22 protein-coding genes are annotated in these 24,348 nt (G+C 68.0%); 9 read left to right on the top strand and 13 right to left on the bottom strand.

What is annotated here, in order from left to right:
* Positions 1-5: 5 nt before the first annotated feature.
* The 3 genes from JS278_RS06700 to JS278_RS06690 form a co-directional block, all read right to left on the bottom strand.
* Positions 6-2,225, bottom strand: coding sequence for an ATP-dependent DNA helicase RecG (locus JS278_RS06700; RefSeq protein ID WP_114044500.1), 2,220 nt, complete (start codon positions 2,223-2,225; stop codon positions 6-8).
* A 124-nt stretch (positions 2,226-2,349) separates the two neighbouring features.
* Complete coding sequence (rpmB, locus tag JS278_RS06695; RefSeq protein ID WP_114044499.1) at positions 2,350-2,535, bottom strand: 50S ribosomal protein L28; 186 nt, start codon at positions 2,533-2,535, stop codon at positions 2,350-2,352.
* 136 nt (positions 2,536-2,671) lie between these two features.
* Complete coding sequence (locus JS278_RS06690) at positions 2,672-4,360, bottom strand: ribonuclease J (RefSeq protein ID WP_114044498.1); 1,689 nt, start codon at positions 4,358-4,360, stop codon at positions 2,672-2,674.
* A gap of 53 nt (positions 4,361-4,413) precedes the next feature.
* Here JS278_RS06690 and JS278_RS06685 point away from each other — a divergent pair, with 53 nt between their 5' ends.
* On the top strand, positions 4,414-4,971 hold the full coding sequence (locus JS278_RS06685) for a GNAT family N-acetyltransferase (protein ID WP_114044497.1): 558 nt from the start codon (positions 4,414-4,416) through the stop codon (positions 4,969-4,971).
* 11 nt (positions 4,972-4,982) lie between these two features.
* Here JS278_RS06685 and JS278_RS06680 read toward each other — a convergent pair whose 3' ends face one another.
* The 9 genes from JS278_RS06680 to JS278_RS06640 form a co-directional block, all read right to left on the bottom strand.
* Complete coding sequence (locus JS278_RS06680) at positions 4,983-6,722, bottom strand: pyruvate dehydrogenase (RefSeq protein WP_114044496.1); 1,740 nt, start codon at positions 6,720-6,722, stop codon at positions 4,983-4,985.
* Between the two features lie 137 nt (positions 6,723-6,859).
* Positions 6,860-7,699, bottom strand: coding sequence for an LmeA family phospholipid-binding protein (locus tag JS278_RS06675; protein ID WP_114044495.1), 840 nt, complete (start codon positions 7,697-7,699; stop codon positions 6,860-6,862).
* Positions 7,692-8,432 (bottom strand): 4-hydroxy-tetrahydrodipicolinate reductase, encoded by a 741-nt coding sequence (gene dapB / locus JS278_RS06670; protein WP_114044494.1) that lies wholly within the window; start codon positions 8,430-8,432, stop codon positions 7,692-7,694. The genes JS278_RS06675 and dapB overlap by 8 nt, the downstream gene beginning before the upstream one ends.
* 90 nt (positions 8,433-8,522) lie before the next feature.
* Positions 8,523-10,718, bottom strand: a complete 2,196-nt coding sequence (locus tag JS278_RS06665) for a polyribonucleotide nucleotidyltransferase (protein WP_114044493.1) — start codon at positions 10,716-10,718, stop codon at positions 8,523-8,525.
* A gap of 364 nt (positions 10,719-11,082) precedes the next feature.
* A complete protein-coding gene (gene rpsO, locus JS278_RS06660; protein WP_114044492.1) occupies positions 11,083-11,346 on the bottom strand; it encodes a 30S ribosomal protein S15 in 264 nt (87 codons plus the stop codon).
* A gap of 101 nt (positions 11,347-11,447) precedes the next feature.
* Positions 11,448-12,395 (bottom strand): bifunctional riboflavin kinase/FAD synthetase, encoded by a 948-nt coding sequence (locus JS278_RS06655; protein WP_114044491.1) that lies wholly within the window; start codon positions 12,393-12,395, stop codon positions 11,448-11,450.
* 107 nt (positions 12,396-12,502) lie between these two features.
* The gene (gene truB / locus JS278_RS06650; RefSeq protein ID WP_114044490.1) at positions 12,503-13,381 is read right to left on the bottom strand and encodes a tRNA pseudouridine(55) synthase TruB; all 879 of its coding nucleotides are present in this window, start codon (positions 13,379-13,381) and stop codon (positions 12,503-12,505) included.
* A gap of 55 nt (positions 13,382-13,436) precedes the next feature.
* A complete protein-coding gene (locus tag JS278_RS06645; RefSeq protein ID WP_181833843.1) occupies positions 13,437-14,126 on the bottom strand; it encodes a transaldolase family protein in 690 nt (229 codons plus the stop codon).
* 40 nt (positions 14,127-14,166) lie between these two features.
* The gene (locus JS278_RS06640) at positions 14,167-15,297 is read right to left on the bottom strand and encodes an SDR family NAD(P)-dependent oxidoreductase (protein WP_114044488.1); all 1,131 of its coding nucleotides are present in this window, start codon (positions 15,295-15,297) and stop codon (positions 14,167-14,169) included.
* Positions 15,298-15,503: 206 nt separating this feature from the next.
* Between JS278_RS06640 and JS278_RS06635 the strand changes: the two genes are divergently transcribed.
* From JS278_RS06635 to JS278_RS06605, 7 genes are all read left to right on the top strand, one after another.
* Positions 15,504-17,420, top strand: coding sequence for a BglG family transcription antiterminator (locus JS278_RS06635; protein WP_114044487.1), 1,917 nt, complete (start codon positions 15,504-15,506; stop codon positions 17,418-17,420).
* 8 nt (positions 17,421-17,428) lie between these two features.
* A complete protein-coding gene (locus JS278_RS06630; protein WP_114044486.1) occupies positions 17,429-17,947 on the top strand; it encodes a transcriptional regulator GutM in 519 nt (172 codons plus the stop codon).
* A 90-nt stretch (positions 17,948-18,037) separates the two neighbouring features.
* Positions 18,038-18,616 carry a PTS glucitol/sorbitol transporter subunit IIC gene (srlA, locus tag JS278_RS06625; RefSeq protein WP_114044485.1) on the top strand — a complete coding sequence of 193 codons (579 nt, stop codon included), beginning with the start codon at positions 18,038-18,040 and terminating at the stop codon, positions 18,614-18,616.
* A 5-nt stretch (positions 18,617-18,621) separates the two neighbouring features.
* Entirely contained in the window at positions 18,622-19,689 is a 1,068-nt protein-coding gene (srlE, locus tag JS278_RS06620; RefSeq protein WP_114044484.1) for a PTS glucitol/sorbitol transporter subunit IIB, read from the top strand.
* Positions 19,690-19,723: 34 nt separating this feature from the next.
* On the top strand, positions 19,724-20,092 hold the full coding sequence (locus tag JS278_RS06615) for a PTS glucitol/sorbitol transporter subunit IIA (RefSeq protein WP_114044483.1): 369 nt from the start codon (positions 19,724-19,726) through the stop codon (positions 20,090-20,092).
* The gene (locus tag JS278_RS06610) at positions 20,089-20,373 is read left to right on the top strand and encodes an HPr family phosphocarrier protein (protein ID WP_114044482.1); all 285 of its coding nucleotides are present in this window, start codon (positions 20,089-20,091) and stop codon (positions 20,371-20,373) included. Before JS278_RS06615 ends, JS278_RS06610 begins: the two co-directional genes overlap by 4 nt.
* Positions 20,366-21,742 (top strand): sn-glycerol-1-phosphate dehydrogenase, encoded by a 1,377-nt coding sequence (locus JS278_RS06605; protein ID WP_114044481.1) that lies wholly within the window; start codon positions 20,366-20,368, stop codon positions 21,740-21,742. Before JS278_RS06610 ends, JS278_RS06605 begins: the two co-directional genes overlap by 8 nt.
* Here the strand turns inward: JS278_RS06605 and rbfA are convergent, their stop codons facing one another.
* Entirely contained in the window at positions 21,743-22,186 is a 444-nt protein-coding gene (gene rbfA / locus JS278_RS06600; RefSeq protein ID WP_425451477.1) for a 30S ribosome-binding factor RbfA, read from the bottom strand.
* Positions 22,187-22,315: 129 nt separating this feature from the next.
* On the opposite strand from rbfA, the gene JS278_RS06595 reads away from it, so the two are divergent.
* The gene (locus JS278_RS06595; protein ID WP_181833842.1) at positions 22,316-24,340 is read left to right on the top strand and encodes an ABC1 kinase family protein; all 2,025 of its coding nucleotides are present in this window, start codon (positions 22,316-22,318) and stop codon (positions 24,338-24,340) included.
* Positions 24,341-24,348 lie beyond the last annotated feature (8 nt).

Here is a 24,348-nt window from a genome sequence, read left to right as displayed (position 1 = left end):
CCCCGTCAGCCCTGCTCCATGAGGTCGCCCTCGGCAAGCATCTCGGTCGATCTCACCATGTCCTCCAGGCGGGGATCCTCGGGAGTCTCCTCGATCCACCGCTCTGCGAGGTCACGGGCCGCGGCGACGATGTCGGCGTGCTCGAGCACCTTGAGCAGCCGCAGCGGGCTTCGCCGCCCGGCCTGGGTGGATCCGAGAACGTTGCCCTCGCGGCGCTGGGCCAGGTCCAGCTCGGCGAGGGCGAACCCGTCCCGGGTGCCGGCCACCGCACTGATCCGTGCCATGGCCGGACTGTCGATCGGCGCCGACGTGACCAGCAGGCAGAGCCCCGGCAGGTCACTGCGCCCGATCCGCCCGCGCAGCTGGTGGAGCTGGGAGACGCCGAAGCGGTCGGCGTCCATGATCACCATCGCCGTCGCGTCGGGGACGTCGACGCCGACCTCGATCACCGTGGTGGAGACCAGCACCTGACTCTCCCCCGCCGTGAACCGGGCCATCACGGCGTCCTTGTCCGCGCTGTCCATCCTCGAATGCAGGGACTCGACGCGCAGTCCCTGCAGGGGCCCGGAGGCCAGCATGGGGGCCAGCTCCTCCACGGTGGCCGAGGGCGGCCGCCCCTCGCCGGTCTCCGCCTCGTCGGCCTCGTGGGCGTCGATCCTGGGGCATACGACGAAGGCCTGGTGTCCCTGATCCACCTCCTCGCGAATCCGTTGCCAGGCGCGGTCCAGCCAGCTGCGATGGCGCGGCAGATCGACGACGGTGGTCTGGACGTCCGCCCGCCCGGAGGGAAGCTCGGTGAGGCTCGAGACCTGGAGATCGCCGAAGACCGTCATCGCCACCGACCTGGGGATGGGGGTGGCGGTGAGCACCAGTTCGTGGGGGTGCAGGTCGGCCCGAGAGGTGAGGACGCCGCGCTGCTCGACGCCGAAGCGGTGCTGCTCGTCGACGACCACCAGGCCGAGACCGGCGTACTCGACCCGCCCGCCCAGCAGGGCGTGGGTGCCGATGACGATGCCTGCCGAGCCGTCGGCGATCCGCGTCAGGGCGTCGCGGGTGGGCGCTGCGGCCATCGAGCCGGTCAGCAGGGCGACGCCTGTGGCGTTCGCCGGGGCGCCCAGCACATGTCCCTGTCCCAGATCGCCCAGCAGGGTGGTGATGGTGCGATGGTGCTGCTGTGCGAGCACCTCGGTGGGGGCCATGAGCACCGCCTGGTAGCCGGCGTCGACCACCTGAAGCATGGCCCTCAGCGCCACCAGGGTCTTGCCGGAGCCGACCTCCCCCTGGAGCAGGCGCTGCATGGGCGTGGTGGCCCCCAGTTCGGCCGCGATCTGGCGGCCGACATGCACCTGGCCGTCGGTGGGGGTGAAGGGCAGCCGCGAGTCGAACTCCTCCAGCAGTCCGCCTCTGGTGGGCGGGCAGGCCGGGGCCTCGCGGACCGCGGCCTGGCGGCGTCGCCGGGCCATCGTGACCTGGGTGGCGACCGCCTCCTCCCACACCAGTCGTTCGGAGGCGGCCTGGGCCGAGGGCAGGTCGCGGGGATGGTGGACGGTCTCGAAGGCGTCCCACAGGCCCATGATCTCGGCCTCGCCGCGCAGCCAGTCCGGGAGGGTGTCGTCCTGGCGGCCGGTCTGGGCCAGCGCAAGGGTGGCGCACTCGGCGATCGTCCAGGTGGGCAGCTTCGAGGTGGCCGGGTAGAGGCCCACCAGGCCGTTGCGCATCACCTGGGTGGCCATGGTCTTCTTGTCGGCCTTACCGGTGATCCGTCCGTCGCGGTCGAACATCACGAAGTCCGGATGGGTCAACTGAGGACGGTCCCGGAAGGAGCCGACCTTGCCGACGAAGATCCCGTGGGTGCTGGCGGTGAACTGCTTCTGCCAGTAGCTCACGAGCCACTTCTTGCCGAAGAAGGTGACCGGGAGGGTGTCGCGTCCGTCGGTGAGGGTCACCTCGAGGCGCTCCTGGCCGGGCCGGTTCGCCATGTTGTGGACCTCGACCCGGGCCACGTCAGCGACCAGGGCCACCTCGCTGCCGGGCACCAGGCGCCCCAGCTCGGTGGTCTCCGTGCCGGACAGATAGCGCCTGGGAATGTGCGAGAGCAGATCCTTGAGGGTCGCGAGATGCAGGGCGCTGAAGGCCTTGGCCGTTCTGGTGCCCAGTACCTCTGCGATCGGACGGTGCAGTTCCTCCTGGGCCCGGGTCAACCACGGCGAGACGACGTCATCCACATTGACGACGTTACCGGAGGACGCTGACAATCTTGTCGACGGAGAGGCCGACCCCTCCGCGCCACGAAGGCCGACCCTCGCGAGGAGGATCGGCCTTCGTGGTGGCGGGCTCGCCCGCGCCGGTTCAGCGCGAGACGCGACCGGCCTTGATGCACGAGGTGCAGACGTTCATCCGCTTGTGGGTGCCGTTCTCCACGACACGGACACGCTGGATGTTCGGGTTCCACCGCCGGTTGGTCTTCTTCTTCGACCAGGGGACGTTGTGTCCGAAACCGGGGCGCTTGGCGCAGATATCACACACAGCTGCCACTGGGAGTTCTCCTGTTCAACCGTCGAAGCGCAGGGGCGCACCGACTCGCTCGTTCTTGGTGGTTCCATGAAGGAACTTGCTCAGATTACACGGAATGGCCCGGCAGCCCCAAATCCCGGCGGCTCCCGGGCTCCGATCACACCGCGACGACCACCGGGACGATCATCGGGCGGCGCCGGTAGGTCCGGGAGACCCAGCGCCCGACCGTGCGGCGCACCACCTGCTGGAGCCGGTGCGGATCGTCGACCCCCTGCCGCAGCGCCTTCTCCAGCTCCTCGACGACCTGATCGCGCACCTGGGAGTAGGAGTCCTCACCCTCGGCGACCCCGCGGGCCTGGATCGAGGGACCCGAGATGATCGAGCCCTCGCGGCTGTTGACCGCGACGACGACAGAGATGAAACCCTCTTCGCCGAGGATCTTACGATCGGTCAGAGCGTCCTCGGTGACCTCGCCGACGCCGGTACCGTCGACGAAGATGTAGGACGCGTCGACCTTGCCGACGATCCGCGGCACCCCGTCGTCGACGTCGACCACTCCGCCGTCCTCGGTGACGATGATGTTGTCCTCGGCGACGCCGGTGGCACGGGCGATCCCGCCGTTGGCGATGAGGTGGCGGATCTCGCCGTGGATCGGCATCACGGAGCGGGGCCGCACGATGTTGTAGGCGTAGAGCAGCTCGCCGGCGGCCGCGTGACCGGACACGTGCACCAGGGCGTTGCCCTTGTGCACCACCTTCGCGCCCAGCCGGGTGAGGCCGTTCATGACCCGGTAGACCGCATTCTCGTTGCCGGGGATCAGCGAGGAGGCCAGAAGGACCGTGTCGCCCTCCCCCACCTCGATGTCGCGGTGCTCGCGGTTCGCGATCCGGGCCAGCGCCGACAGCGGCTCGCCCTGGGATCCGGTGGAGACGATGACCACCTGGTCGTCGGCGTACTTGTCGAGATCGCGCAGTTCGATGAGGGTGTCGCCAGGGACCTTGAGATAGCCCAGGTCCCGGGCCACTGCCATATTGCGCACCATGGAGCGTCCGACGTAGCAGACCTTCCGATGGTGCTTGACGGCCATGTTGAGGACCTGCTGGACGCGGTGGACGTGGGAGGAGAAGCAGGCCACGATGAGCTTCTTCTGCGCCTGCTCGAAGACCCTCTCGATGGCCGGCTCGATCTCGGTCTCCGACCGCACGAAACCGGGCACCTCGGCATTGGTGGAGTCGACCATGAACAGGTCGATGCCCTCCTCGCCCAGCCGGGCGAAGCCGCGCAGGTCGGTGATCCGGTGGTCCAGGGGCAACTGGTCCATCTTGAAGTCGCCGGTGTTGAGCACGGTGCCGGCATCGGTGCGCACGCACACCGCCAGGGCGTCGGGGATCGAGTGGTTGACGGCCAGGAACTCCAGGTCGAACTGCTCGCCGATCTCGACGGAGTCGCCCTCCTTCACCACGTGGAGCTGGTAACCGCGGATCCTGTGCTCCTTGAGCTTGCCCTCCAGCAGCGCCAGGGTGAGCCGTGAGCCGTAGATCGGGATGTCGGCGCGGCGCTTGAGCAGATACGGGACCGCCCCGATGTGGTCCTCGTGACCGTGGGTGAGCACCAGGGCCTGCACCTGGTCGAGCTTGTCGTCGAGATAGTCGAGCCCGGGAAGCAGGAGGTCGACCCCGGGATGATCATCCTCGGGGAAGAGCACTCCGCAGTCGATGAGCAGCATCTCTGAGTTGATCTCGTAGCAGGACATGTTCCGTCCCACATCCCCGAGTCCTCCCAGTGGGATGACGCGCAGAACGTCCGGCTTGAGGGTGGGCGGTGTCTTCAGTCCAGTTTTTGCCACGTGCGCCAGCCTATCCGTTCAATGACCCGAATCCGGCACCTAGGCTGTCGAGCATGCCCGAACCCACCCCCGGATCCCCTTCCGTCCGACTCGCCCTGCCCGCTGAGGCGGGCGCCCTGGCGCAGGTGCAGCGACGCGCCTGGCTCGCCGATCCCTCGCTGGCAGGCGTGCTGGACGCCCTGTCCCTCGACGAGATGCGGGAGGCATGGTGGGCGGCCATCACCCGTCCGCCGCTGGCCGAGTTCCGGGTGCTGGTGGCCCTGGATCCCGGCAGCGAGGGACCCGTGGTGCGCGGCTTCGCGGCCATCGGGCCCAGCGAGGACGAGGACGCCGGCCCCACCGACGCGCTGGTGGCCGAGTTCGTCGTCGATCCTGAGCGCCGGGGTCAGGGGCACGGATCGAGGCTGCTCAACGCTGTCGCCGACACCCTTCGGGCGGACCGCTTCACCCGCGCGACGTGGTGGCTGCGCTCGACCGATGACGCCATGCGCACGTTTCTGACCGAGTCCGGCTGGGCACCCGACGGCGCCCACCGGGAGTCCGGCACCGAGGACGGCTCCGTACACATCAAGGAGATCCGCCTTCACAGCGACATCACGACTGCGCCCTGAGAAGACGTGGCTCAGGGCCTCGGGATGTTGCGCATATTCGAGGTGGCCATCGAGACGACCTCGCCGGCCCCGCGGTTGAGCACCACCTTGCTCATGGCGGTGGCGAAGCCGACGAGCATCTCGCCCTTGATCTCGGGCGGCAGCGACAGGGCGTTGGGATCGGTGAGCACCTCCACGAGCGCCGGCCCGTCGGCGCGCAGCGCGTCGGTGAGGGCCTGGTGGACGTCCTTGGGATCGTCGACCCGCTGGGCGTGGAATCCCATGGCCTGCGCCACCCCGGCATAGTTGACGTCGTGGACGTCGGTGCCGAAATCGGGCAGACCACCGACGAACTGCTCCAGCTTGACCATGCCGAGGGTGGAGTTGTTGAACACGATCACCTTGACGGGCAGGTTGTGCATCCTGGCGGTGACCAGCTCGCCGAGCATCATGGACAGGCCGCCGTCTCCGGATACCGAGATGACCTGACGGCCGGGATGGGACACCTGAGCCCCGACGGCCATCGGCAGCGCATTGGCCATCGAGCCGTGCTTGAAGGAGCCGATGAGACGGCGAGTACCCAACGGGTCGATGTAGCGGGCGGTCCACACATTGCACATTCCGGTGTCGGCGGTGAAGATCGCATCCTTGTCGGCCACCTCGTTGAGGGTGTGGGCCACGTACTCGGGATGGATGGGCTTCATGTGCTCAACATTGCGGGTGTAGGAGCCGACCGGGGCCTTCATGATCTTGGCATGGCGCTTGACGGTCGCCTTGAGGAACTTCTCATCATGCTGCCTGACCAGCGGAAGCAGGGCCTCGACCAGGGCCTTGACATCGGCCTGGACCGGGAAGGAGACATCGGTGCGACGGCCGAGCTTCTCGGCGTGGCTGTCCACCTGGACTGTCAGGGTGTCGGGGAGGAACTGGTTGTATGGGAAGTCGGTCCCCAGCAGGAGCAGCACGTCGGCGTCATTCATGCCCTCGGCGGCGGCGCCGTAGCCCAGCAGGCCGGTCATGCCGACGTCGAAGGGGTTGTCGTACTGGATGAAGTCCTTGCCGCGCAGGCTGTGGCCGATCGGCGCCTTGAGCTTGTCGGCCAGCGCGAGCACCTGGTCGTGGGCTCCCTCGACCCCAATACCGGCGAAGATCGCGACTTTCTTCGCGTCATTGAGGAGTTTGGCCAGCTGAGCGAGATCCTCCGCGTTCGGCTCCAGGACGGGCCGACGCGCCGGAACGTAGGCCGGGGCTGGGGCGGTCGCCTTCTTGTCCGACACATCCTGGGAGATCGTGATGACCGAGACGCTCTTGAGAGCGGCCGCGTGGCGGATCGCCGAATTGATGACGCGCGGCGCCTGCTCCGGCGACTGGATCAGCTCGCAGTAGTCCGAGCATCCCTCGAAGAGCCGGTCCGGGTGGGTCTCCTGGAAGAAGTCGGAACCGATCTGGACGCTGGGGATGTGGGAGGCGATGGCCAGCACCGGAGCACCGGAGCGGTAGGCGTCGTAGAGCCCGTTGATGAGGTGCATGTTGCCCGGCCCGCAGGATCCGGCGCAGACTGCCAGCTCTCCGGTGAGCTGAGCCTCGGCGGAGGCGGCGAAGGCGGCGGCCTCCTCGTGGCGGACGTGCACCCAGTCGATGCCCCCCTTCGCGGAACCACCCGTCTTGCGCACGGCGTCGACGATCGGATTGAGGGAGTCGCCCACAATGCCGTAGATCCGCCGTACGCCAGCGTCGATCAGTTGCTGGACGAGTTGTTCGGCGACGTTCATTGAGTACCTCCGGATCCGGGTGATGAGACCGGCCGCCGGGTATGAACACACACTCCCCTGTCGGCGACCGCGCTAACCGTAACTCCCGGCGCAGCCCTTACCATCCCGTCTTCGCGGTCGGCTTAGCACCCCCGGGGTCACTCGCCGGTAAGGTCCTTCATCGCCACGGCGTCACCCGACAGGGAGACGACGAGCCCTCGTGAGTCCGCCCTGAGGGACTGGTACTTCAGGTTTCCCAGATCCGGCAGATCGATCTTGTCGGAGATCGAGGCGACGGCGGGTTCCAGCAGCGTCGAGGGGACCGAGATCCCGTCGACGGCGGCCTGCGGTTTCGAGAAGATGATCCGCCGGTCCTCGGTCCTGATGCTGGGCACCGCGGAGATCTTCAGAGACACCGAGGCGCCCAGAACCGACACGGTGCGCACCAGCTGGACTCGTGAACCGCCGGCCGAGGTGATGGTGGAGCCGGACAGCCGCGACAGCTCCTTCCAGGTGATCCTGGCGGTGGCGTCCGCACGGTCCATGACGGTGCCCTGCAGGTCCCGGACGTTGCGCAGCCCGGAGGCGTGGACGGTCACGTCGGTGAAGGTGGCGCTCTGCTGATCCTTCTTCACGGTGGCGGTGGGGGCGGTGATGTCGACCGAGGAGAGCCGGTCGGTGACCAGGACGGTGAGGAAGGGCCACCCGCCGATGGAGACCCCGATATCGGAGGCCTCGCCTCCCACGGCGGTGGCGATCTGGTCGGCGACCTCGGTCTCCGTGCGGGTGCGGGCCACAGCGTCGCCCAGCAGGGCGCCCGCCACCAGCACGATGACGACGAGGGCTGCCACGATCCGACGTCCCCAGTGCCTCGGCTCATCGGGAGCAGCCGGGGCAGCCGGGGCGGCGGAGGACGCCGGGGCGGATGCGGGCCCGTCGTCGATCCGCAGCACCCTGGTGGGCTCCTCGGGGGTCGGCTGGTGGCGCGGTTCAGTCAAGACCCAGGAACCCTTCGATGCCGATGGTCAGGCCGGGATGGGTGGGCACCTGACGAACCCCCAGCAGCACCCCGGCCATGAAGGAGACCCGGTCCATGGAGTCGTGACGGATGGTGAGCACCTCGCCCAGGGCTCCGAACTGGACCTCCTGGTGGGCGACATAGCCCGGCAGCCGGACGGAGTGGACGTGGATCCCGTCGACGGTCGCCCCGCGGGCCCCGTCGAGCTCCTGGACGGTGGCATCGGGCACGTCGCCCAGACCGGCGGCCGACCGTGCCTCGGCGATCTTCCCGGCGGTGATGACGGCGGTGCCCGAGGGGGCGTCGGCCTTGTTCGCATGGTGCAGCTCGATGATCTCGGCCGATTCGTAGAATCGCGCCGCCTGCTGGGCGAAGTGCATCATCAGCACGGCGCCGATGCCGAAGTTGGGGGCCACCAGGCAGCCGGTGCCGGGGTGCTCGGAAAGTCGGGCGCGCAGCTCCTCGTAGCGCTCCTCGGTGAAGCCGGTGGTGCCGACGACGGTGTGGATGTCGTGGTCGATCGCCCAGGCGAGGTTGTCCATGACGGTGTCGGGACGGGTGAAGTCGACGATGACCTCGGCGGCCTCCAGAGGAGCGCGGTCCTCGCCCGCGTCGATGCCTGCGACGAGTTCGAGGTCCTCGGCCCCCTCGACGGCCCGGCACACCTCGCTGCCCATCCGACCCTTGGCGCCGAACACACCGACCTTGATCATGCTTCGTCCTTCCGTGATGACTGCTGCGTCCCAGGGTACAGAGAGCGGCCCCCGTCCGTTACCGGACGAGGGCCGCTGCCCTTGTGAGGATCAGTCCTCCTCATCATCTTTCGCGAGGACGAGGGAGAGCTTGCCGCGGTCGTCGATCTCGGCGATCTCGACCTGCAGCTTCTGGCCCACGTTGACGACGTCCTCGACGGCGTCAACCCGCTTGCCGTCGTTGAGATCGCGCATCTTGGAGATGTGCAGCAGGCCGTCCTTGCCGGGCAGCAGCGAGATGAAGGCCCCGAAGCTGGTCGTCTTGACGACGGTGCCCAGGTAGCGCTCGCCCACCTCGGGCATCTGCGGATTGGCAATGGCGTTGACCAGGCTGCGGGCGGCCTCGGCGGACTCGCCGTCGGCAGCACCGATGAAGATGGTGCCGTCGTCCTGGACCGAGATATTGGCCCCGGTGTCCTCCTGCATCTGGTTGATCATCTTGCCCTTGGGCCCGATGATCTCGCCGATCTTGTCGACCGGGATGTGCACGGTGAGGATGCGCGGCGCGGTAGGAGCCATCTCGTCGGGCTCGTCGATGGCGTCGTCCATCACCTCGAGGATCGCGGTGCGAGCCTCCTTGGCCTGGGTGAGAGCTCCGGCCAGCACGTCGGCCGGGATGCCGTCGAGCTTGGTGTCGAGCTGCAGCGCGGTGACGAAATCGCTGGTACCGGCGACCTTGAAGTCCATGTCGCCCAGGGCGTCCTCGGCCCCCAGGATGTCGGTGAGGGCCAGGTACTTGACGCTCCCGTCCTCGTTCTGCTCACTCATGAGACCCATGGCGATGCCGGCCACCGAGGCGCGCAGCGGCACACCGGCGTTGAGCAGGGCCATGGTCGAGGCGCACACCGAACCCATCGAGGTGGATCCGTTGGAGCCGACGGCCTCGGACACCTGGCGGATCGCGTAGGGGAACTCGTCGCGGTCGGGCAGCACCGGGATCAGCGCCCGCTCGGCGAGGTTGCCGTGGCCGACCTCGCGGCGCTTCGGGGAACCCACCCGGCCGGTCTCACCGGTGGAGTAGGGCGGCATGTTGTAGTTGTGCATGTAGCGGCGGGTCCTCTCCGGGGAGAGGGTGTCCAGCTTCTGCTCCATGTCGAGCATGTTGAGGGTGGTGACGCCCAGGATCTGGGTCTCGCCGCGCTGGAACAGCGCCGAGCCGTGGACCCTGGGGATGATCCCGACCTCGGCCGACAGGGTCCGGATGTCGCGGGGACCGCGCCCGTCGATGCGCACCCCCTCGTCGAGGACGCGCTTGCGCACGATCTTCTTCATCATGGCCTTGAACGCCCCGGAGACCTCGGTCTCACGACCGGGGAACTGCTCGGCGAGCTCGGACTTGATCCGTGTCTTGAGCTCGGACTCGGCATCCTGACGCTCCAGCTTCGCGGCGATCTGCTCGATCCGGGCCAGCTCGTCGTGACCCTTGGCCTCCACGGCCTGGTAGACGTCGTCCTGGTAGTCCTTGAAGACCGGGAAGTCGTAGGTCTCCTTGGGCAGCTTGGCGGCCAGCGCGGCCTGCGCGTCGCACAGCACCTTGATGAAGGGCTTGGCGGCCTCCAGTCCGGTGGCCACCACCTCCTCGGTGGGGGCGGTCCGCCCGGAACGCACGAGGTCCCAGGTGGCCGGGGTGGATTCAGCCTCGACCATCATGATGGCGACATCGCCGTCGGCCAGCACCCGGCCGGCCACGACCATGTCGAAGGTCGACTCCTTGCGCTGCTCGACGTCGGGGAAGCAGATCCACTGGTCCCCGATGAGAGCCATCCGCACGCCGCCGATGGGCCCGGAGAAGGGCAGACCGGCGATCTGGGTGGACATCGATGCGGCGTTGATGGCCACGACGTCGTAGTAGACGCTCGGGTTGAGGGCCAGCACCGTGACGACGACCTGGACCTCGTTGCGCAGACCCTTGACGAAGGAGGGGCGCAGCGGGCGGTCGATGAGACGGCAGGCCAGGATGGCGTTCTCCGAGGGACGTCCCTCGCGGCGGAAGAAGGAGCCGGGGATGCGCCCGGCTGCGTACATGCGCTCCTCGACGTCGACCGTCAGCGGGAAGAAGTCGATGGAGTCGCGGGGGGTCTTGGCGGCTGTGGTGGCCGACAGCAGCATGGTGTCGCCGTCGAGATAGACGGCCGACGAGCCGTCGGCCTGCTGGGCCAGAAGGCCTGCTTCAAAACGGACAACGTGCTTTCCGAATGAGCCGTTGTCGATGACTGCCTCGGTGAATTCGAGACCGGGTCCCTCCATGTGGGGATTCCTTTCATGTGGCGCCGCCGCCCCCGTGGCACACGGGTCCTGATCGCCCTGATGCGCAGAACCGGTACGTGTCCGATGCTGCGGGGAGATACTGACGCGTCGTCGTGCCGACCAGCACTCGCGCCGGTCTTCGATCGAAGCCATCGGGGATTGTGCACCCGGTGGCCACTACCGAGGACCGAGACGTGCGGTCAGTGCGAGCGGCGGCGGTCCGTTCATGTAGATGTTCGTAATAGTTGCGTCGCAATCCTACTCGATGGGCAGGACTTTCCCGAATTCCCGGGGCGGGCGAACGCAGTCAGGGCCGCCCCCCGAGGGGGACGGCCCTGCCGATCAGGTCGTGGAGGACGCGGCCTCAGCGGCGCAGTCCGAGCCTGGCGATCAGCGCGCGGTAGTGATCGATGTCGCTCTTGGAGACATAGTTCAGCAGGCGACGACGCTGGCCGATCATGAGCATCAGGCCGCGCTGGGAGTGGTGATCCCCCTTGTGGGCCTTGAGGTGCTCAGTCAGATCGGAGATCCGGCGGCTCAACAGCGCGATCTGGACATCGGGAGATCCGGTGTCACCAGGATGGGTCGCGTACTCCTCGACGATCTTCTTCTTCTCAGCAGCATCCATACGGTGCTCCTCCCTGTCCGTTGCGCGGCGTCCCCGATGCCCCTTGTGGCTGAGAACTCTTGCAAGGCCGCGGCCGATCTGACGGCAACCGGCACAGGGTATCAGGCCCCGGCTTTCCGGCGCGAATCCTCTTCGAGGACGCCCCGGCACGCCTCGACGTCCTGGGCCATCTGACGGATCAGCGGCTCCCGGCCCTCGTACCTCACCTGGCCGCGGAGCCGGTCCACGAACTCGACGCCGACCTCGACCCCGTACAGATCCAGGTCGGTGCGATCCAGGACATAGGACTCGATGCGCCGCTCCAGGCCGTCGAAGGTGGGATTGCTGCCCACCGAGACGGCGGCCGGCAGGCGGTTGCCGGCCTCGGGGCCGGACCCCGGGGTGAGCCATCCGGCGTAGACGCCGTCGGCGGGCACCGCATATTCGGCCCCCAGCACGAGGTTGGCGGTGGGGAAGCCGAGCTCCCGGCCCCGCTGGTCCCCCATCACCACAACCTGGTGGACGTCGAAGCTGCGGCCCAGGTGGGCGGCGGCCTGACGCACCTTCCCCTCGAAGATGGCCGCCCTGATGAGCGTCGACGAGGTGGAGCTGCCCTTGATGTGCACCAGATCCAGGGAATTGACGTCGAATCGTCCCTCACCCAGCCCGGCCAGTGTCTCCGGGGTGCCCAGGGCCCGGTGACCGAACCGGAAGTTGCGCCCCACGACGACATGAGCGGGATTGAGCGGGTTGACCACCCGCTCCACGAACATCTCGGGCGACCAGTTGGCCAGTTCGCGGGTGAAGCGCACCACACGGACCTGGCTGGCTCCGGCCTGTTCCAGCAGCTCGATGCGCCGCTCCAGACTGCACAGCAGCAGGGGCTCGCGACCCGGCGTCAGCACCGACGCCGGATGCGGCCAGAAGGTCACGACCACCAATGGCAGCTCGGGATCCATCGCCCCGGCCTGCTCGATGACGGCCCGGTGCCCCCGATGCACGCCGTCGAAGTTGCCGATGACGACGGTCGACCGGTCAGGGGCGGCTGGGGTGCTTGGCTTCGGAGACACGTTCGGATTGTAGGCACGATTTGATCGAACCGGACGACCCCCTGCGACCCCCGAGCGGGGACACCCCGCGATCCAGGTCCCCGTCGCAGGCCACCCCCCTGCTCTCGTCAGACCAGCACCGCGACCGCCCGGGACCAGCCGGGACGCTCAGGATCGGGCCGGTAGAGGGCCAGGAACTCCCCGGACGCGCCGGAGATCATCGCGGTCGGATCGGCGGGCACGACGATCTCCAGCCTCCTGCCGACCCGAAGGTCGGCCTCCTGGCCGGCGTCCAGCTCGACGGCCGGGAAGCTGAGCCGCGCGGCCTCGGCCATGGTCATCAGGCCGGGCCGAGGAGCGTCCTCGGACAGATCGACAGCCTCGGCCGGCAGTGTGTAGGGCCCGATCCGGGTGCGCCGCAGCGCGGTGAGATGGCCCCCCACCCCCAGCGAGCCCCCCAGGTCACGGGCCAGAGCGCGCACATAGGTGCCGGAGGAACAGGTCACCTCGACATCGACGTCGACCGCCTCCCCCTCGCGTCGCACCTCGACCGTCTGGAATCGCGACACCGTCACCGGTCTGGCGGCCAGCTCCACCGCCTCACCGGCGCGCACCCGGGCGTACGACCTCTTCCCGTTCACCTTGATGGCGCTCACCGCCGTGGGCACCTGCATGATCTCGCCGCGTAGAGGTGCCATCGCCTCGGCGATCCGCACCTCGCTCAGCGCGGAGGCGTCGGCCGTGGCCACGACATCCCCCTCGGCGTCGTCGGTGACGGTGGTGACCCCGAGCCGGATGGTGGCCGTGTAGTCCTTGTCGTGAAGGGCGAGATGGCCCAGCAGCCGGGTGGCCCGGCCCACTCCCACCACCAGCACACCGGTGGCCATCGGATCCAGGGTCCCGGCGTGTCCCACTTTGCGGGTACTCATCAGTCGGCGCACCCGGCCCACCACCTGGTGGGAGGTCCACCCCGAGGGTTTGTCGACGATCAGCAGGCCGGAGTCCATGCCCACAATCTAGGTCCGGGCCGGCCTCGCGCAGAACCGCGCGGCCGGCCCGAGCTCACAACGCGGCACGCATGTCCTGCTCGAAATCGGCGATCGCCCGGTCGGTGAGCTTGTCGGCGAACACGTCGGCGATCACCGCCGGAGGCAGTGTGAAGACCCGGACACCCACCTGGAGCAGCTCCACGACCTGGGCTCCGCTCTTGACGGAGGCGGCGAGAATCAACGGGCCACGGCCGTCCTGGGGGATCGCTGCAGCCATCCTGCCGATCTCCGCGGCACCGTCGAGACCCGCGACCCGCATCCGGTTGTAGTAGGGGGCGAAGTACCGGACGCCCAGGGCCGATGCGATGGCTGCATGCTTGGCCGCGTACACCGCCGTCATGAGGACCTGGATGCCCTGGCTGTGCAGACGCGAGATGACGGTGGCCCCGGCGGGAGTCACCGGGATCTTGATGAGGGCGGCCGGAGCCAGTTCGTGAATCCTCATCGCATTGGCGTACTGCTCCTCGGCCGTGTCCCCCCACAGCTGGAAGCAGACCTCGCGGTCGCCCTCGCCGACGGCCCATCTGGCCACCTCCGGGATGTCGCTCACCGTCAGCCCGGCGCGCTTGAGCAGGGTCGGGTTCGTCGTCACGCCGCTGAGTAGTCCGGTCTTCAGCCACGGCTCCACGTCTTCGCGCACAGCGCTGTCGGCGAATACCCTCACCGGGATCGGGCAACCGGGCGCTACATCCAGATTCTCCATGACACTTCTCCTTCTGTTCATATCGAGATGTTCAGCACATTCAGTTCAGCATCGTCTGCCCGCCGGTCACGGGGATCGCCTGACCGGTCTCGTACTGCTGCTCCACGGCGTAGCAGATGGCTTTGAGAAGATCTTCGGGGAGGCATCCTCGGCCGATCGGTACCTTGGCCTGATAATACTTCAGGACATCGTCAGTGGTCCGTGCTCCAGGCACTTTTCCGGCACGCAGATACTGGATCAGAAGTCCATTCTCCGGATCCTGCCACAAGGGCCCGTCCAAGAAATTTCCCGGGCAGACGGCATTCACCTTGATGCCGCTGTCGACCAGCTCGAGGGCGAATGACTGAGTGAGACCGATCCCCCCGAACTTGCTGCCCGAGTACGCGAAATTGCGTTTCGAGCCCTCCAGACCGGACTTGGAGTTGACTTCCACGATGTCGTACCACAGCTCGGGATTCGCAGCGTGCTGGGCCGCCATCACAGGGGCCACCGACTTGACGCCGATGAGGTATCCCCGGTAGTTGACCTGGGTCACCATGTCGAAGTCCCGCAGGTCCTGCTCCATCACTCCTCCGGCTCGTACCACGCCCGCGTTGCTGACATAGAGATCCAGGCCGCCGAAGGTGGCGACGACCTCGGCCACCGCACTCCTGGTCGACTCGAGATCGGCGACATTCATGGTCACGGCGATGATCCTGCTGGACGGACAGCCCTCCTGGATCCGGGCTGCGGCGGTGCCCGCGGCCTCACCGTTGATGTCGGCCACCACGACATGGGCGCCCATCTGCGCCATCCCCTGCGCGATGCCGAAGCCGAAACCCTGCGCCGCCCCTGTGACGACGACGACCTTGCCCGCCATCCGGCCGGCCGCGATGGCGAACTCAGGGATGAACTCCGCCCTTCCTGGAATGATGATGCGCTCGGGGACGCCCTGCGCCTCGAGGTACTCGCGGACCCTCCTGACGACTGCACCGGCGCAGTCCTGCGGATCCGGGGAGACGTCTTCGATCACCAGGATGCGTCCGGAACCGGCCGAGCCGGCCGAGCCGGGGACGCTGGTGATCGTGGGCGGCGTCCCGCCGACGGCCAGCGCTCCTCGCAGGGCCGGAGCCAGAGCAGCGATCAGTGTTCGGTCGCTATCACCCTGACGGTCGTGATCGGTGTCAGTCATCGGTCGGCTCCTTCGACGGTCCAGTACGACACGTCTTTCATTATCGTCCCGGGGCTCCGGGTGATGTCCGGAGCAATGATCCGGCGTCTTTCCAGCAGTCAGAAAACGACTGAACCGACTACGGTGCTGTTTCTACAGACGCCGCTGTTATCTTCTTCCGGTCGGCACCAACGAAGTACGACACGGATATCGGGAGGTGAGGGCGGATGAACCGCGAGACCATGATCCTGCGGCAGTTGGAGACCGCGCTCACGGCCACCCCGGAGGGACTCGCCGACCGGCTCGACCTCGGGCGGCGCAGCATCGCGAACTCTGTCGCGAAGCTCAACGACCTGCTCGCCAGTGCGGCGTCGATCCGGCTGGAGCACGGCCGCTACCGCCTGTATATCGTCGATGCGCACCGCTACGGGGAGATCCGCGATCACCTGATGGCCGCAGACGAATCGCTCAACGATCCCGCGCGCCGCCACGCACTCATCTACTGCGAGCTGCTGCGATCCCCCGGGCCGGTACGGATCGAGGATCTTGCCGGCACGCTGTCGGTCTCCCGCAGCACCGTTGCGGCGGACCTGGCATCGGTGCGCGAGACTCTGTCGGCCCACGACGTGACCATCACAGGCCGTCCGAACGAGGGCCTGCGCCTCAGCGGCGCCGAGCTGAACCTGAGGATGGCCGGGCTCACGCACTACGCCGACGTCGCGTGCGACGAGTACCCACTGGGCGATGAGATCACCGAGCTCATCAACACCATCAGCACCAGCAAGCACCTCAACACCATCTCCCGGCGCACGGTACGGCGCTGGCTCACGATCACCCTGGACAGGTATCTCTCGGGTCACCCGATCAACAGCCTGCCCCCGGAGTTCGCCCAGCTGAGCGGCACTGCCGCCCACGACTTCGCCATCACCCTGCTCGACGCCGTCTCCCCGCTGGTCCGTTCCGGCTTCCCCCGGGACGAGCAGCTCTTCATGACCATGGCGGTCGCCGGGATGCGGACCCCGGACGACCTCACCGGACGGCAACTCTTCCCGGCCGCCGAGGACATTCCCCAGCTGGCCGACGCCGTCTTCGAACGGATCGCGCAGGTGATGGGCATCCGGCTGGACACCGAACAGCTGGCCGACGAATTCTGCCACCATCTCAGTTTCATGCTCAACCGGATGCGTTTCCGCATCCGCATGGACGACACCGCCGTCGCCGACATCCGTGGCCAGTACCCAGTCGCCTACAGAATGGCCGAGATCAGTCGGGATGTGATCGAGGATCGCACCGGCCTTCAGATCAGCGATCCGGAGGTCAGTCTGATGGCCGGCTACCACCAGGTCTTCCTGGACACCTACCAGAGCAGGCTGCGCACCCACCTGCGGGTGGTCATCGTCACCGCAGCCGGACGCGTCTCCGGCCACCTGCTGCGGATCCAGCTCAGCAAAGCGCTGCCGGACGGCACCAAGTACGCAATGATGTCGGCCGATCAGCTCGATCCCGTTGCTCTGGAAGCCGCCGATCTGATCGTTGCCACCCCAGGCGCCATGGATGGCAGTGACATCGACGTCAGCGCACCGGCCATCGAGCTCGGCGCCGTGTTCGACCCGGACGAGCTGATGAGCCAGCTCTCCCTGATCCGGCTCTCCCGCCACGCGGACCTGCCTCTGCGAGGACTCGGATCCTCCTTTCTTGCCTCCATGCTCGACGCCGACCGGTTTCTCGCCCTGGCCCCGGGAACCAGTTACCGGCAGGCCACCGAGGCCCTGGTCGACCGGCTCGAGGAACTGGGACTGGTCGGGAGGGCCTTCCGCGAGGCGTTGCAGCTGCGGGAACGTGACGCCTCGATGCTGCTGGACGATCAAGTCGGCTTTCCCCACGCCACCCTCCCTGGCGCTGACCGGATCGTCTTCGCGATGGCCGTTGTCCCGCATGCGGACGGCGCGCCGGGAGTCAAGGCCGTCTTCCTGATGGGTGTCCCCGACAAGCAGGACTACGACGACACCATCCTCATCGACGTCTACGACGAGATCATCCGGCTCGCCTCAGATTCCGACCGGCTCACCTCGCTGAGCCGCATCACCAGCCACGAACAACTGTTCTGGTTCATGGCCAATCATCCCTCCCATCGGAACCACTGACAGGAGTCATCGTGTTCTGGACCGTCCTTGCCGCCGTGGCCGTCATCTACGCCGTCAACGCTTTCTTGTCCATGCGGCAGATGAAGAACTTCTCCAGCGTCTACTCTGCGCTGCGCCGCCGCGGCCGGGTGGTGATCGGCAAGCAGAAGAACGCACTGACCTCCGGGGCCATCGTGATGTTCCTCATCGACGCCGACGGGCTGGTCGTCACCGGCCGGGCCATGACCGGCATCACCGTGTGGACCCGGTTCAAGGATCTCGGCACCTTCGACGGTCAAGCCGTCAGCGAGCTCGACCCGGCCCCGATCCGGATGTCTGCCAGCATGCGCAAGGCCGTGGCCAACGCCCGGGACAACTACCTCACTGTCGAGGCCGGCGGCATCCCCGTCGAACCGCCGACCCCACTGATGAAGATCATCAACCGCGTCGACGCCAAGGTCGGGCGCCGCCAGGCACCCACTCCCGTCCCTGGCCGGGCCACGACCGTCCGCACAGTGCGGCGCCGCAAGCCCCTCGTCACGGACTGACCCCCATTCTCCTGCGGAAAAGCACCCCGGACCCGGGGGCGCGGTGGCGTCACGCCATTTCGCAGCAACCCACAAGAAAGGAAGCCGACCATGCATTATGTGGTCACGGCCGCTGAGTGGTTCATCGGCCTGTTCCAGGAAGGCTCGAAGACCTTCATCGGATGGATGGGCAGCATCGTGCCTCTGGTGCTCATGCTGCTCATCGCCATGAATTCACTCATCCAGCTCATCGGGGAGGAGCGGATCAACAGTTTCGCCCAGAAGGCGGGCAACAACGTCGTCAGCCGCTATCTGCTGCTGCCCTTCGTTGGCGCGTTCATGCTGTGCAATCCCGCGGTGTTCACCCTGGGGCGGTTCCTGCCGGAGCGGTACAAGCCCAGCTACTACGCCGCCACCGCACAGTTCTGTCACACCAGCAATGGCGTGTTCCCCCACATCAATCCGGCCGAGCTGTTCATCTGGCTGGGCATCGCCCAAGGCATCACCAAGCTGGGACTGCCGACCGGGCCACTGGCCATCCGGTACCTGCTGGTGGGCGCGCTGCTCAACTTCGTGGGCGGCTGGATCACGGAGCTGACAACCCGCTATGTCAGCAAGCAGCAAGGGATCATCCTGCCCAAGGCCATGGACGGCGAGATCATTCACGTCAACCAGATGGCGAAGGTCTGAGAACAATGAGCAATGAAGAAGTGACCTATCACGCCATCAAGGTCTCGCGTGGTTCGGGCGGCTATGGCGGGCCGCTGACCATCGTTCCCAGCGCGGAGAAGAACAAGCTGGTCTACATCGTCGGCGGCGGTATGCGCCCGGAGGTGGTCGACCGGATCGTCGAGCTCACTGGGGCCGAGGCCGTCAACGGGTTCCAGACCTCGGTGCCCGATGAGCAGATGATGGCCGTCGTCATCGACTGCGGGGGCACCTTGCGCTGCGGCATCTACCCGCGCAAGGGCATTCCCACCATCAACATCATGCCGACCGGCAAGACCGGCCCGATGGCCAAGTACATCAACGAGACCATCTATGTCTCGGCGGTCGGGCCCGATCAGGTCGAGCTGGCCGGCGACGCCGCGACCGTTACCGCCGCGGCACCGGAGGCCGCCGTTCAGGCCACCGACGACGGCGCCAAGGCCGGGACCGCCGGCACCGTCCAGGGCGAGTGGTCCACCGACAAGAAGATTTCCGAGACGGTGGCGGCCAAGAAGAACAAGTCGCTGATGGAGAAGATCGGCCTGGGTGCCGGTCACGTCATCTCTGTGTTCTTCCAGGCGGCCCGCGACGCCGTGCAGACCATGCTCACGACCATCATCCCGTTCATGGGTTTCGTGGCGATGCTCATCGGCGTCATCAACGCCTCGGGCTTCGGGAACTGGTTCTCCAAACTCCTGACGCCGCTTGCCGGCAATGGGATCGGCCTCATCGTGCTCGGTCTCATCTGCTCGATACCTTTCCTGTCCCCGCTGCTGGGGCCCGGCGCGGTGATCGGGCAGATCATCGGCACCCTCATCGGCGTGGAGATCGGCAAGGGCAATATCCATCCGAGCCTGGCGCTGCCGGCCCTGTTCGCCATCAACACCCAGAACGCCTGCGACTTCATCCCGGTCGGGATGGGCCTCAGCGAGGCCAAGCCCGAGACGATCGAGATCGGCGTGCCGTCGGTGCTGTACTCCAGATTCCTCAACGGGGCGCCGCGCGTGGCCATCGCCTGGCTCGCCAGTATCGGCCTGTACTCGACCGCATCCTGACATTATCTGACATACGTCGAGAATTGGAGCTTCCATGACCGTCATCTATGCCAACACTGTCCGCTCCGTGGGCCCCGAGGCCGCCTCATTCCTCTCCGAGCGCATGCTGGTGACCTTCGGGGACCAGGCCCCCGACGAGCTGAGGGATTTCTGCTACGCACTGCCGCCAGCCACCAGCACCGCCGCCATCGGTATCGGTGACGCCCTGGTGCTGGACGGGGCCCGCTTCCCGATCACTGCTATCGGCAACGTGGCGCAGAAGAACCTGGACGCACTGGGCCATGTGACCCTGGTCTTCGACGGGGCCGGCGAGCCCCGCCTGTCGGGGGCCATCCACGTGAGCGCCGACGGTGATCTGCCCTCCCTCGGGGAGGGCAGCACGATCGCGATCGAGTCGGCGTGATCCGCATCTCGCTACGGATCGGGCAGCCCGCCGGAATCCATGCCAGGATCGCCGCCCAGGCGGTCCTGCTGGCCTCCCGGTACTCCTCCAGCGTGTTCGTCCGCACCTCCGGCGGGACCGCCAGCCTCACCCGGCTGGCGGACCTGCTGGGTCTGGACATCGACTACGGCCAGACCGTTGAACTACTGGCCGACGGCCCCGATGAGGCCGCGGCCCTCGAGGAGATCGGGTCCTTCCTGCGATCCGGCTCCCACGACGAAAGGACACTCGGACATGAGTGACGACATCATCGCCAAGGCCCTGGCAGGAGCCGGGGACACCGACCACGTCGCGGTCGGACGCGGCGTCATCAATCGGACAGGGCAGATCCTCGCCGAGTCCCTGGCCCGCAGCCTGGACGGCACCCCCCTACCGGTCATGATCATCGCCGATCAGCGCACCTGGGACGCCGCCGGGCACCTCGCCCACACCAGCTTGCAGGACGCCGGGATACCGCTGGCCGATCCTCTGATCTTCCCGGCCCACCCCACCCTCTACGCCTCCCTGGACAACGCCCGCACCATCGCCACCACACTCCAGGACCGCGACCGCGCCGTCGGCGCACCGGTGGTCCCCCTGGCCGTCGGATCGGGCACCGTGAACGACCTGGTCAAACTCGCCGCCAAGGACCTGGGACGCCGCTACGCCGTCATCGGCACCGCCGCCTCCATGGACGGCTACACCGGCGCCGGCGCCCCCATCTCCGACAACGGCGTCAAGATCACCATGAACTGCGTCGCCCCCCAGGCGGTCATCTTCGACCTCGACATCGCCGCCGCCGCACCCGGCGCCATGACCGCCTCCGGCTACGGCGACCTCGCCGCCAAGATCCCCGGCGGCGCCGACTGGATCCTGGCCGACGCCGCCGGCGTCGAAGCCATGGACGATCACGTCTGGCAGCTCGTCCAGACCGGCGTCGGCGACGCCCTGGCCCGCCCGGCCGAGCTGGCCGCCGGGAACCCCGACGCCTACAGCGGCCTGGTCGAGGGGCTGATCCTCTCGGGCCTGGCCATGCAGGTCTACAACGGCACCCGCCCGGCCTCCGGCGCCGAACACTACTTCTCCCACATCTGGGAACTGGCCCACCTGGGCGCCGACCAGGACCCGCCCCTGTCCCACGGCTTCAAGGTCGCCATCGGCACCCTGGCGATGCTCGCCTTCTACCAGAAGTTCCTGGAACGCGACCTGTCCGGCCTGGACGTCGACGCCGCCGTGGCCGCCTGGCCCACCTGGGAGGCCGTGGAGGCCGACATCCGCACCCGCTTCGACGGGGCCCTGGCCGACCACGCCGTCGCCGAGACCCGCGTCAAATACGTCGACCCCGACCAGCTCGCCGCCCGACTCCAGCGCCTCGTCGACTCCTGGCCCCAGACCCTGCCCCGGCTGAGGTCCCAGCTGGTCGACGCCGGCGACTTCAAGCGCCAGCTCCAGCTGGCCGGCACCCCCAGCACGCCCGAGGACATCGGACTGACCGCGGCCGACGTCAAGGCCACCTTCCCCAAGGCCATGTACTACCGGTCCCGATACACCGTCCTGGACGTCGCCCGCGAGGCCGGCTGGTTCACCGACATCGTCGACGAGGTCTTCTCCCCCGGAGGTCTGTGGACCTGATCAGGACTCCGCGTCCTGGGACTCCTCGTCCTCGCGGTGGCGGTAAGGGTCGGCGTCGCCCGCATGGGTGGCGCCGACGGCCTGGCGGGCCACCTCGGCGTCCGAGGCCGCCGCACGGGCGAGCAGGTCCTCGAGGGACTTGGCGGTCTCGGCGGAGGCGTCGCGGACGAAGGCGAGGGTGGGCGCGTAGCGCAGCCCCAGCCGCTTGCCGACGGTGGAGCGCAGCATCCCCCTCGCGGATTCCAGGGCGGCCGCGGTCGAGGCCTGCTCGGCCTCGGATCCCATCGCCGTGTAGAAGAGGGTCGCCTCGCGGGAGTCCCCGGTGAGACGGACGTCGGTGATGGTGACGAATCCGAGGCGGGGATCCTTGACCCGGCGCTCGAGGGTGCCGGCCACGACGACCTTGATCTGATCGGCCAGTTTGGCCACGCGGGGGTTGGTCATGATGATCTCCTAGCTCCTCGACGTACAGGCTGTGGCGCCCGGGCATCGGCGCCCAAGATTACCCCGAACTTCTCCCCCCTTGGCGCCTGCGGACGGGAGTGGCCCGACGCGGCCCCTAGCATGCCTGCCATGAGTTCCTTCCTCATCGGCCTCGCATCCTTCATCTCCTGGATCCTGGTCGCGATACTCATCGCCACCATGACCCGCCGCACGCTGGCCGTGGCGGTGTCCTGGCCGCGCGCATTCGGGCTGGGCCTGATCTGGCTGCTCGTCACCTCCCCCATGCTGACCTGGCTCGGCCGCCGCTCCGGCGTCATCGACGAGCGCCACCTCGCCGTCGACGATCCGATGCTGGTCGGCGTCGTCGGCGCCCTAGGCCTGGCCTGGCTCTTCGTGGCGGGACTGGCCCTGGTGGTGCTGGCCGAGGTCCTGGTGCCCGCCGGATCGGTACCCGGTCCGGTGCGGGTCTCGCGCACCCTTCCGGCGGCATGGCGGAGGCTGCGCCGCTACTCCCGGATCACCGCCATCCTCACCAGACGCGGCCTGTCCGGATTCCTCGGCTCCAGCCGGGCCGGCCGGTCGGCCGGCGAGCGCACCCGGGTCGCGGTCGCGTTGCGCCGGGCCCTGGAGGACTGCGGAGCCACCTTCGTCAAGCTCGGCCAGAACCTCGCCACCCGACCCGACCTCATCGGGGAGGATTTCGCCTCCGAGCTGTCGGCCCTGCACACCGACGTCTCCCCGGTGCCCTGGCCCCAGACTGAGCGGGTCCTCGTACAGGAGTGGGGGTGCCCGCTGGCCGAGATCGTCTCCCGGATCGATCATGAACCGATCGCCGCGGCCTCCGTCGGCCAGGTGCACACCGCCCGGCTGGCCGACGCCCACGCCCCTCACGACGCCCACCATGGCCGCGAGGTCGTCGTCAAGGTGCAGCGGCCCAGGGCCGAGGCGCAGATCCGCACCGACCTCGACATCCTCTCGATCCTCAGCGCCAGGTTGATGCGTTCGGCCGGCTGGGCGCGCCGCATCGGTCTGGACGGCCTCGTTGACGGTTTCGCCGCCTCCCTGGAGGAGGAACTCGACTACCGCGTCGAGGCCGCCAACGCCAAGGCCGTGAGCGCCGGCGTGTCCGCCGCCGAGCCGATCAGCATCCCGTCGGTCATTTCCGAGGTCTCGACCCGACGGGTGCTGGTGATGGAGCGGGCCGGCGGCGTCCCGCTGGCCCGGGCGTCGGCCCAGCTGGCCCGGCTGGCACCCGAGCAGCGCCGCACGCTCGCCACGGCGCTGGTCCGCCAGGTGGTGAAGGAGGTCCTGGTGACCGGCATCTTCCACGCCGACCTCCACCCCGGGAACGTCCTGCTCGACGGCACCGACCGGCTGGTCATCCTCGATCTCGGCTCGGTGGGACGCCTCGACGACGTCTCCCGGGGATGTCTGGTGATGCTGCTGGCGGCGCTGTCGAACAACGACTCCCAAGGGGCCACGGACTGCCTCATGGAGTTGCTCGGCCGCCCCGACGGCCTGGCCGCAGACCGTGAGCGCGGCCTCGAGCGGGAGGTGGGGACGCTGCTCACCCGGCTCAGCGCCGGGCCCACCGATATGGCCCGGACCGTCAACGACCTGATGGCCCTGGTGATCGGCCACGGATTCAGTGTGCCCCCGCAACTGGCGGCCGCCTTCCGCTGCCTGGCGACCGTCGAGGCCACAGTGACCCTCCTCGATCCCGACGCCGATCTCATCGACCTGGCACGCCGCAGCGGCACGGAGCTGCTGACCCCCGACATGACGGTCGAGGGGATACGCGCCGCGATGGGCCGGAGCATGGCGTCGAACCTGCCGGTGCTGCGCCGGATGCCCCGCCAGCTGGGCCGCCTGGTCGATCAGGCGGAACAGGGACGGCTGACGGCGCGGGTCCGGATCCTCGACCATCCCGACGACCGCTCCTGGCTGTCCTCCCAGGTGCATCTGGCGATGATGACGATCCTGGCCTCGACCGCGACCGTCGCCTCGGTGGCGCTGATGATCGCCGACCGGTGGGGGCCGCGACTCTCCGAGCGGATCGGGGTGTTCGCTCTGCTGGGCACCGGGCTGCTGCTGGTCGGGGTGGTTCTGGCGCTGCGGGTGCTCATCCGCATCTTCGTGGCCTCCAGACGATGAACGGCCCG

This window comes from Acidipropionibacterium virtanenii, from assembly GCF_003325455.1.
GTDB lineage: Bacteria > Actinomycetota > Actinomycetes > Propionibacteriales > Propionibacteriaceae > Acidipropionibacterium > Acidipropionibacterium virtanenii.
The sequence above is the reverse complement of the archived record's forward strand: the minus strand, read 5'-3'. Positions and strand labels throughout refer to the sequence as shown.

Excerpts from the sequence above, each read along its gene's own strand:
- rpsO (WP_114044492.1), bottom strand. The coding sequence starts at position 11,346 with ATGGATGCTGCTGAGAAGAAGAAGATCGTCGAGGAGTACGCGACCCAT.
- JS278_RS06685 (WP_114044497.1), top strand. The coding sequence starts at position 4,414 with ATGCCCGAACCCACCCCCGGATCCCCTTCCGTCCGACTCGCCCTGCCC.
- JS278_RS06635 (WP_114044487.1), top strand. The coding sequence starts at position 15,504 with ATGAACCGCGAGACCATGATCCTGCGGCAGTTGGAGACCGCGCTCACG.
- rbfA (WP_425451477.1), bottom strand. The coding sequence starts at position 22,186 with ATGACCAACCCCCGCGTGGCCAAACTGGCCGATCAGATCAAGGTCGTC.
- JS278_RS06615 (WP_114044483.1), top strand. The coding sequence starts at position 19,724 with ATGACCGTCATCTATGCCAACACTGTCCGCTCCGTGGGCCCCGAGGCC.
- JS278_RS06680 (WP_114044496.1), bottom strand. The coding sequence starts at position 6,722 with ATGAACGTCGCCGAACAACTCGTCCAGCAACTGATCGACGCTGGCGTA.
- srlE (WP_114044484.1), top strand. The coding sequence starts at position 18,622 with ATGAGCAATGAAGAAGTGACCTATCACGCCATCAAGGTCTCGCGTGGT.
- JS278_RS06665 (WP_114044493.1), bottom strand. The coding sequence starts at position 10,718 with ATGGAGGGACCCGGTCTCGAATTCACCGAGGCAGTCATCGACAACGGC.
- JS278_RS06595 (WP_181833842.1), top strand. The coding sequence starts at position 22,316 with ATGAGTTCCTTCCTCATCGGCCTCGCATCCTTCATCTCCTGGATCCTG.
- JS278_RS06605 (WP_114044481.1), top strand. The coding sequence starts at position 20,366 with ATGAGTGACGACATCATCGCCAAGGCCCTGGCAGGAGCCGGGGACACC.
- JS278_RS06645 (WP_181833843.1), bottom strand. The coding sequence starts at position 14,126 with ATGGAGAATCTGGATGTAGCGCCCGGTTGCCCGATCCCGGTGAGGGTA.
- truB (WP_114044490.1), bottom strand. The coding sequence starts at position 13,381 with ATGGACTCCGGCCTGCTGATCGTCGACAAACCCTCGGGGTGGACCTCC.
- dapB (WP_114044494.1), bottom strand. The coding sequence starts at position 8,432 with ATGATCAAGGTCGGTGTGTTCGGCGCCAAGGGTCGGATGGGCAGCGAG.
- JS278_RS06640 (WP_114044488.1), bottom strand. The coding sequence starts at position 15,297 with ATGACTGACACCGATCACGACCGTCAGGGTGATAGCGACCGAACACTG.
- srlA (WP_114044485.1), top strand. The coding sequence starts at position 18,038 with ATGCATTATGTGGTCACGGCCGCTGAGTGGTTCATCGGCCTGTTCCAG.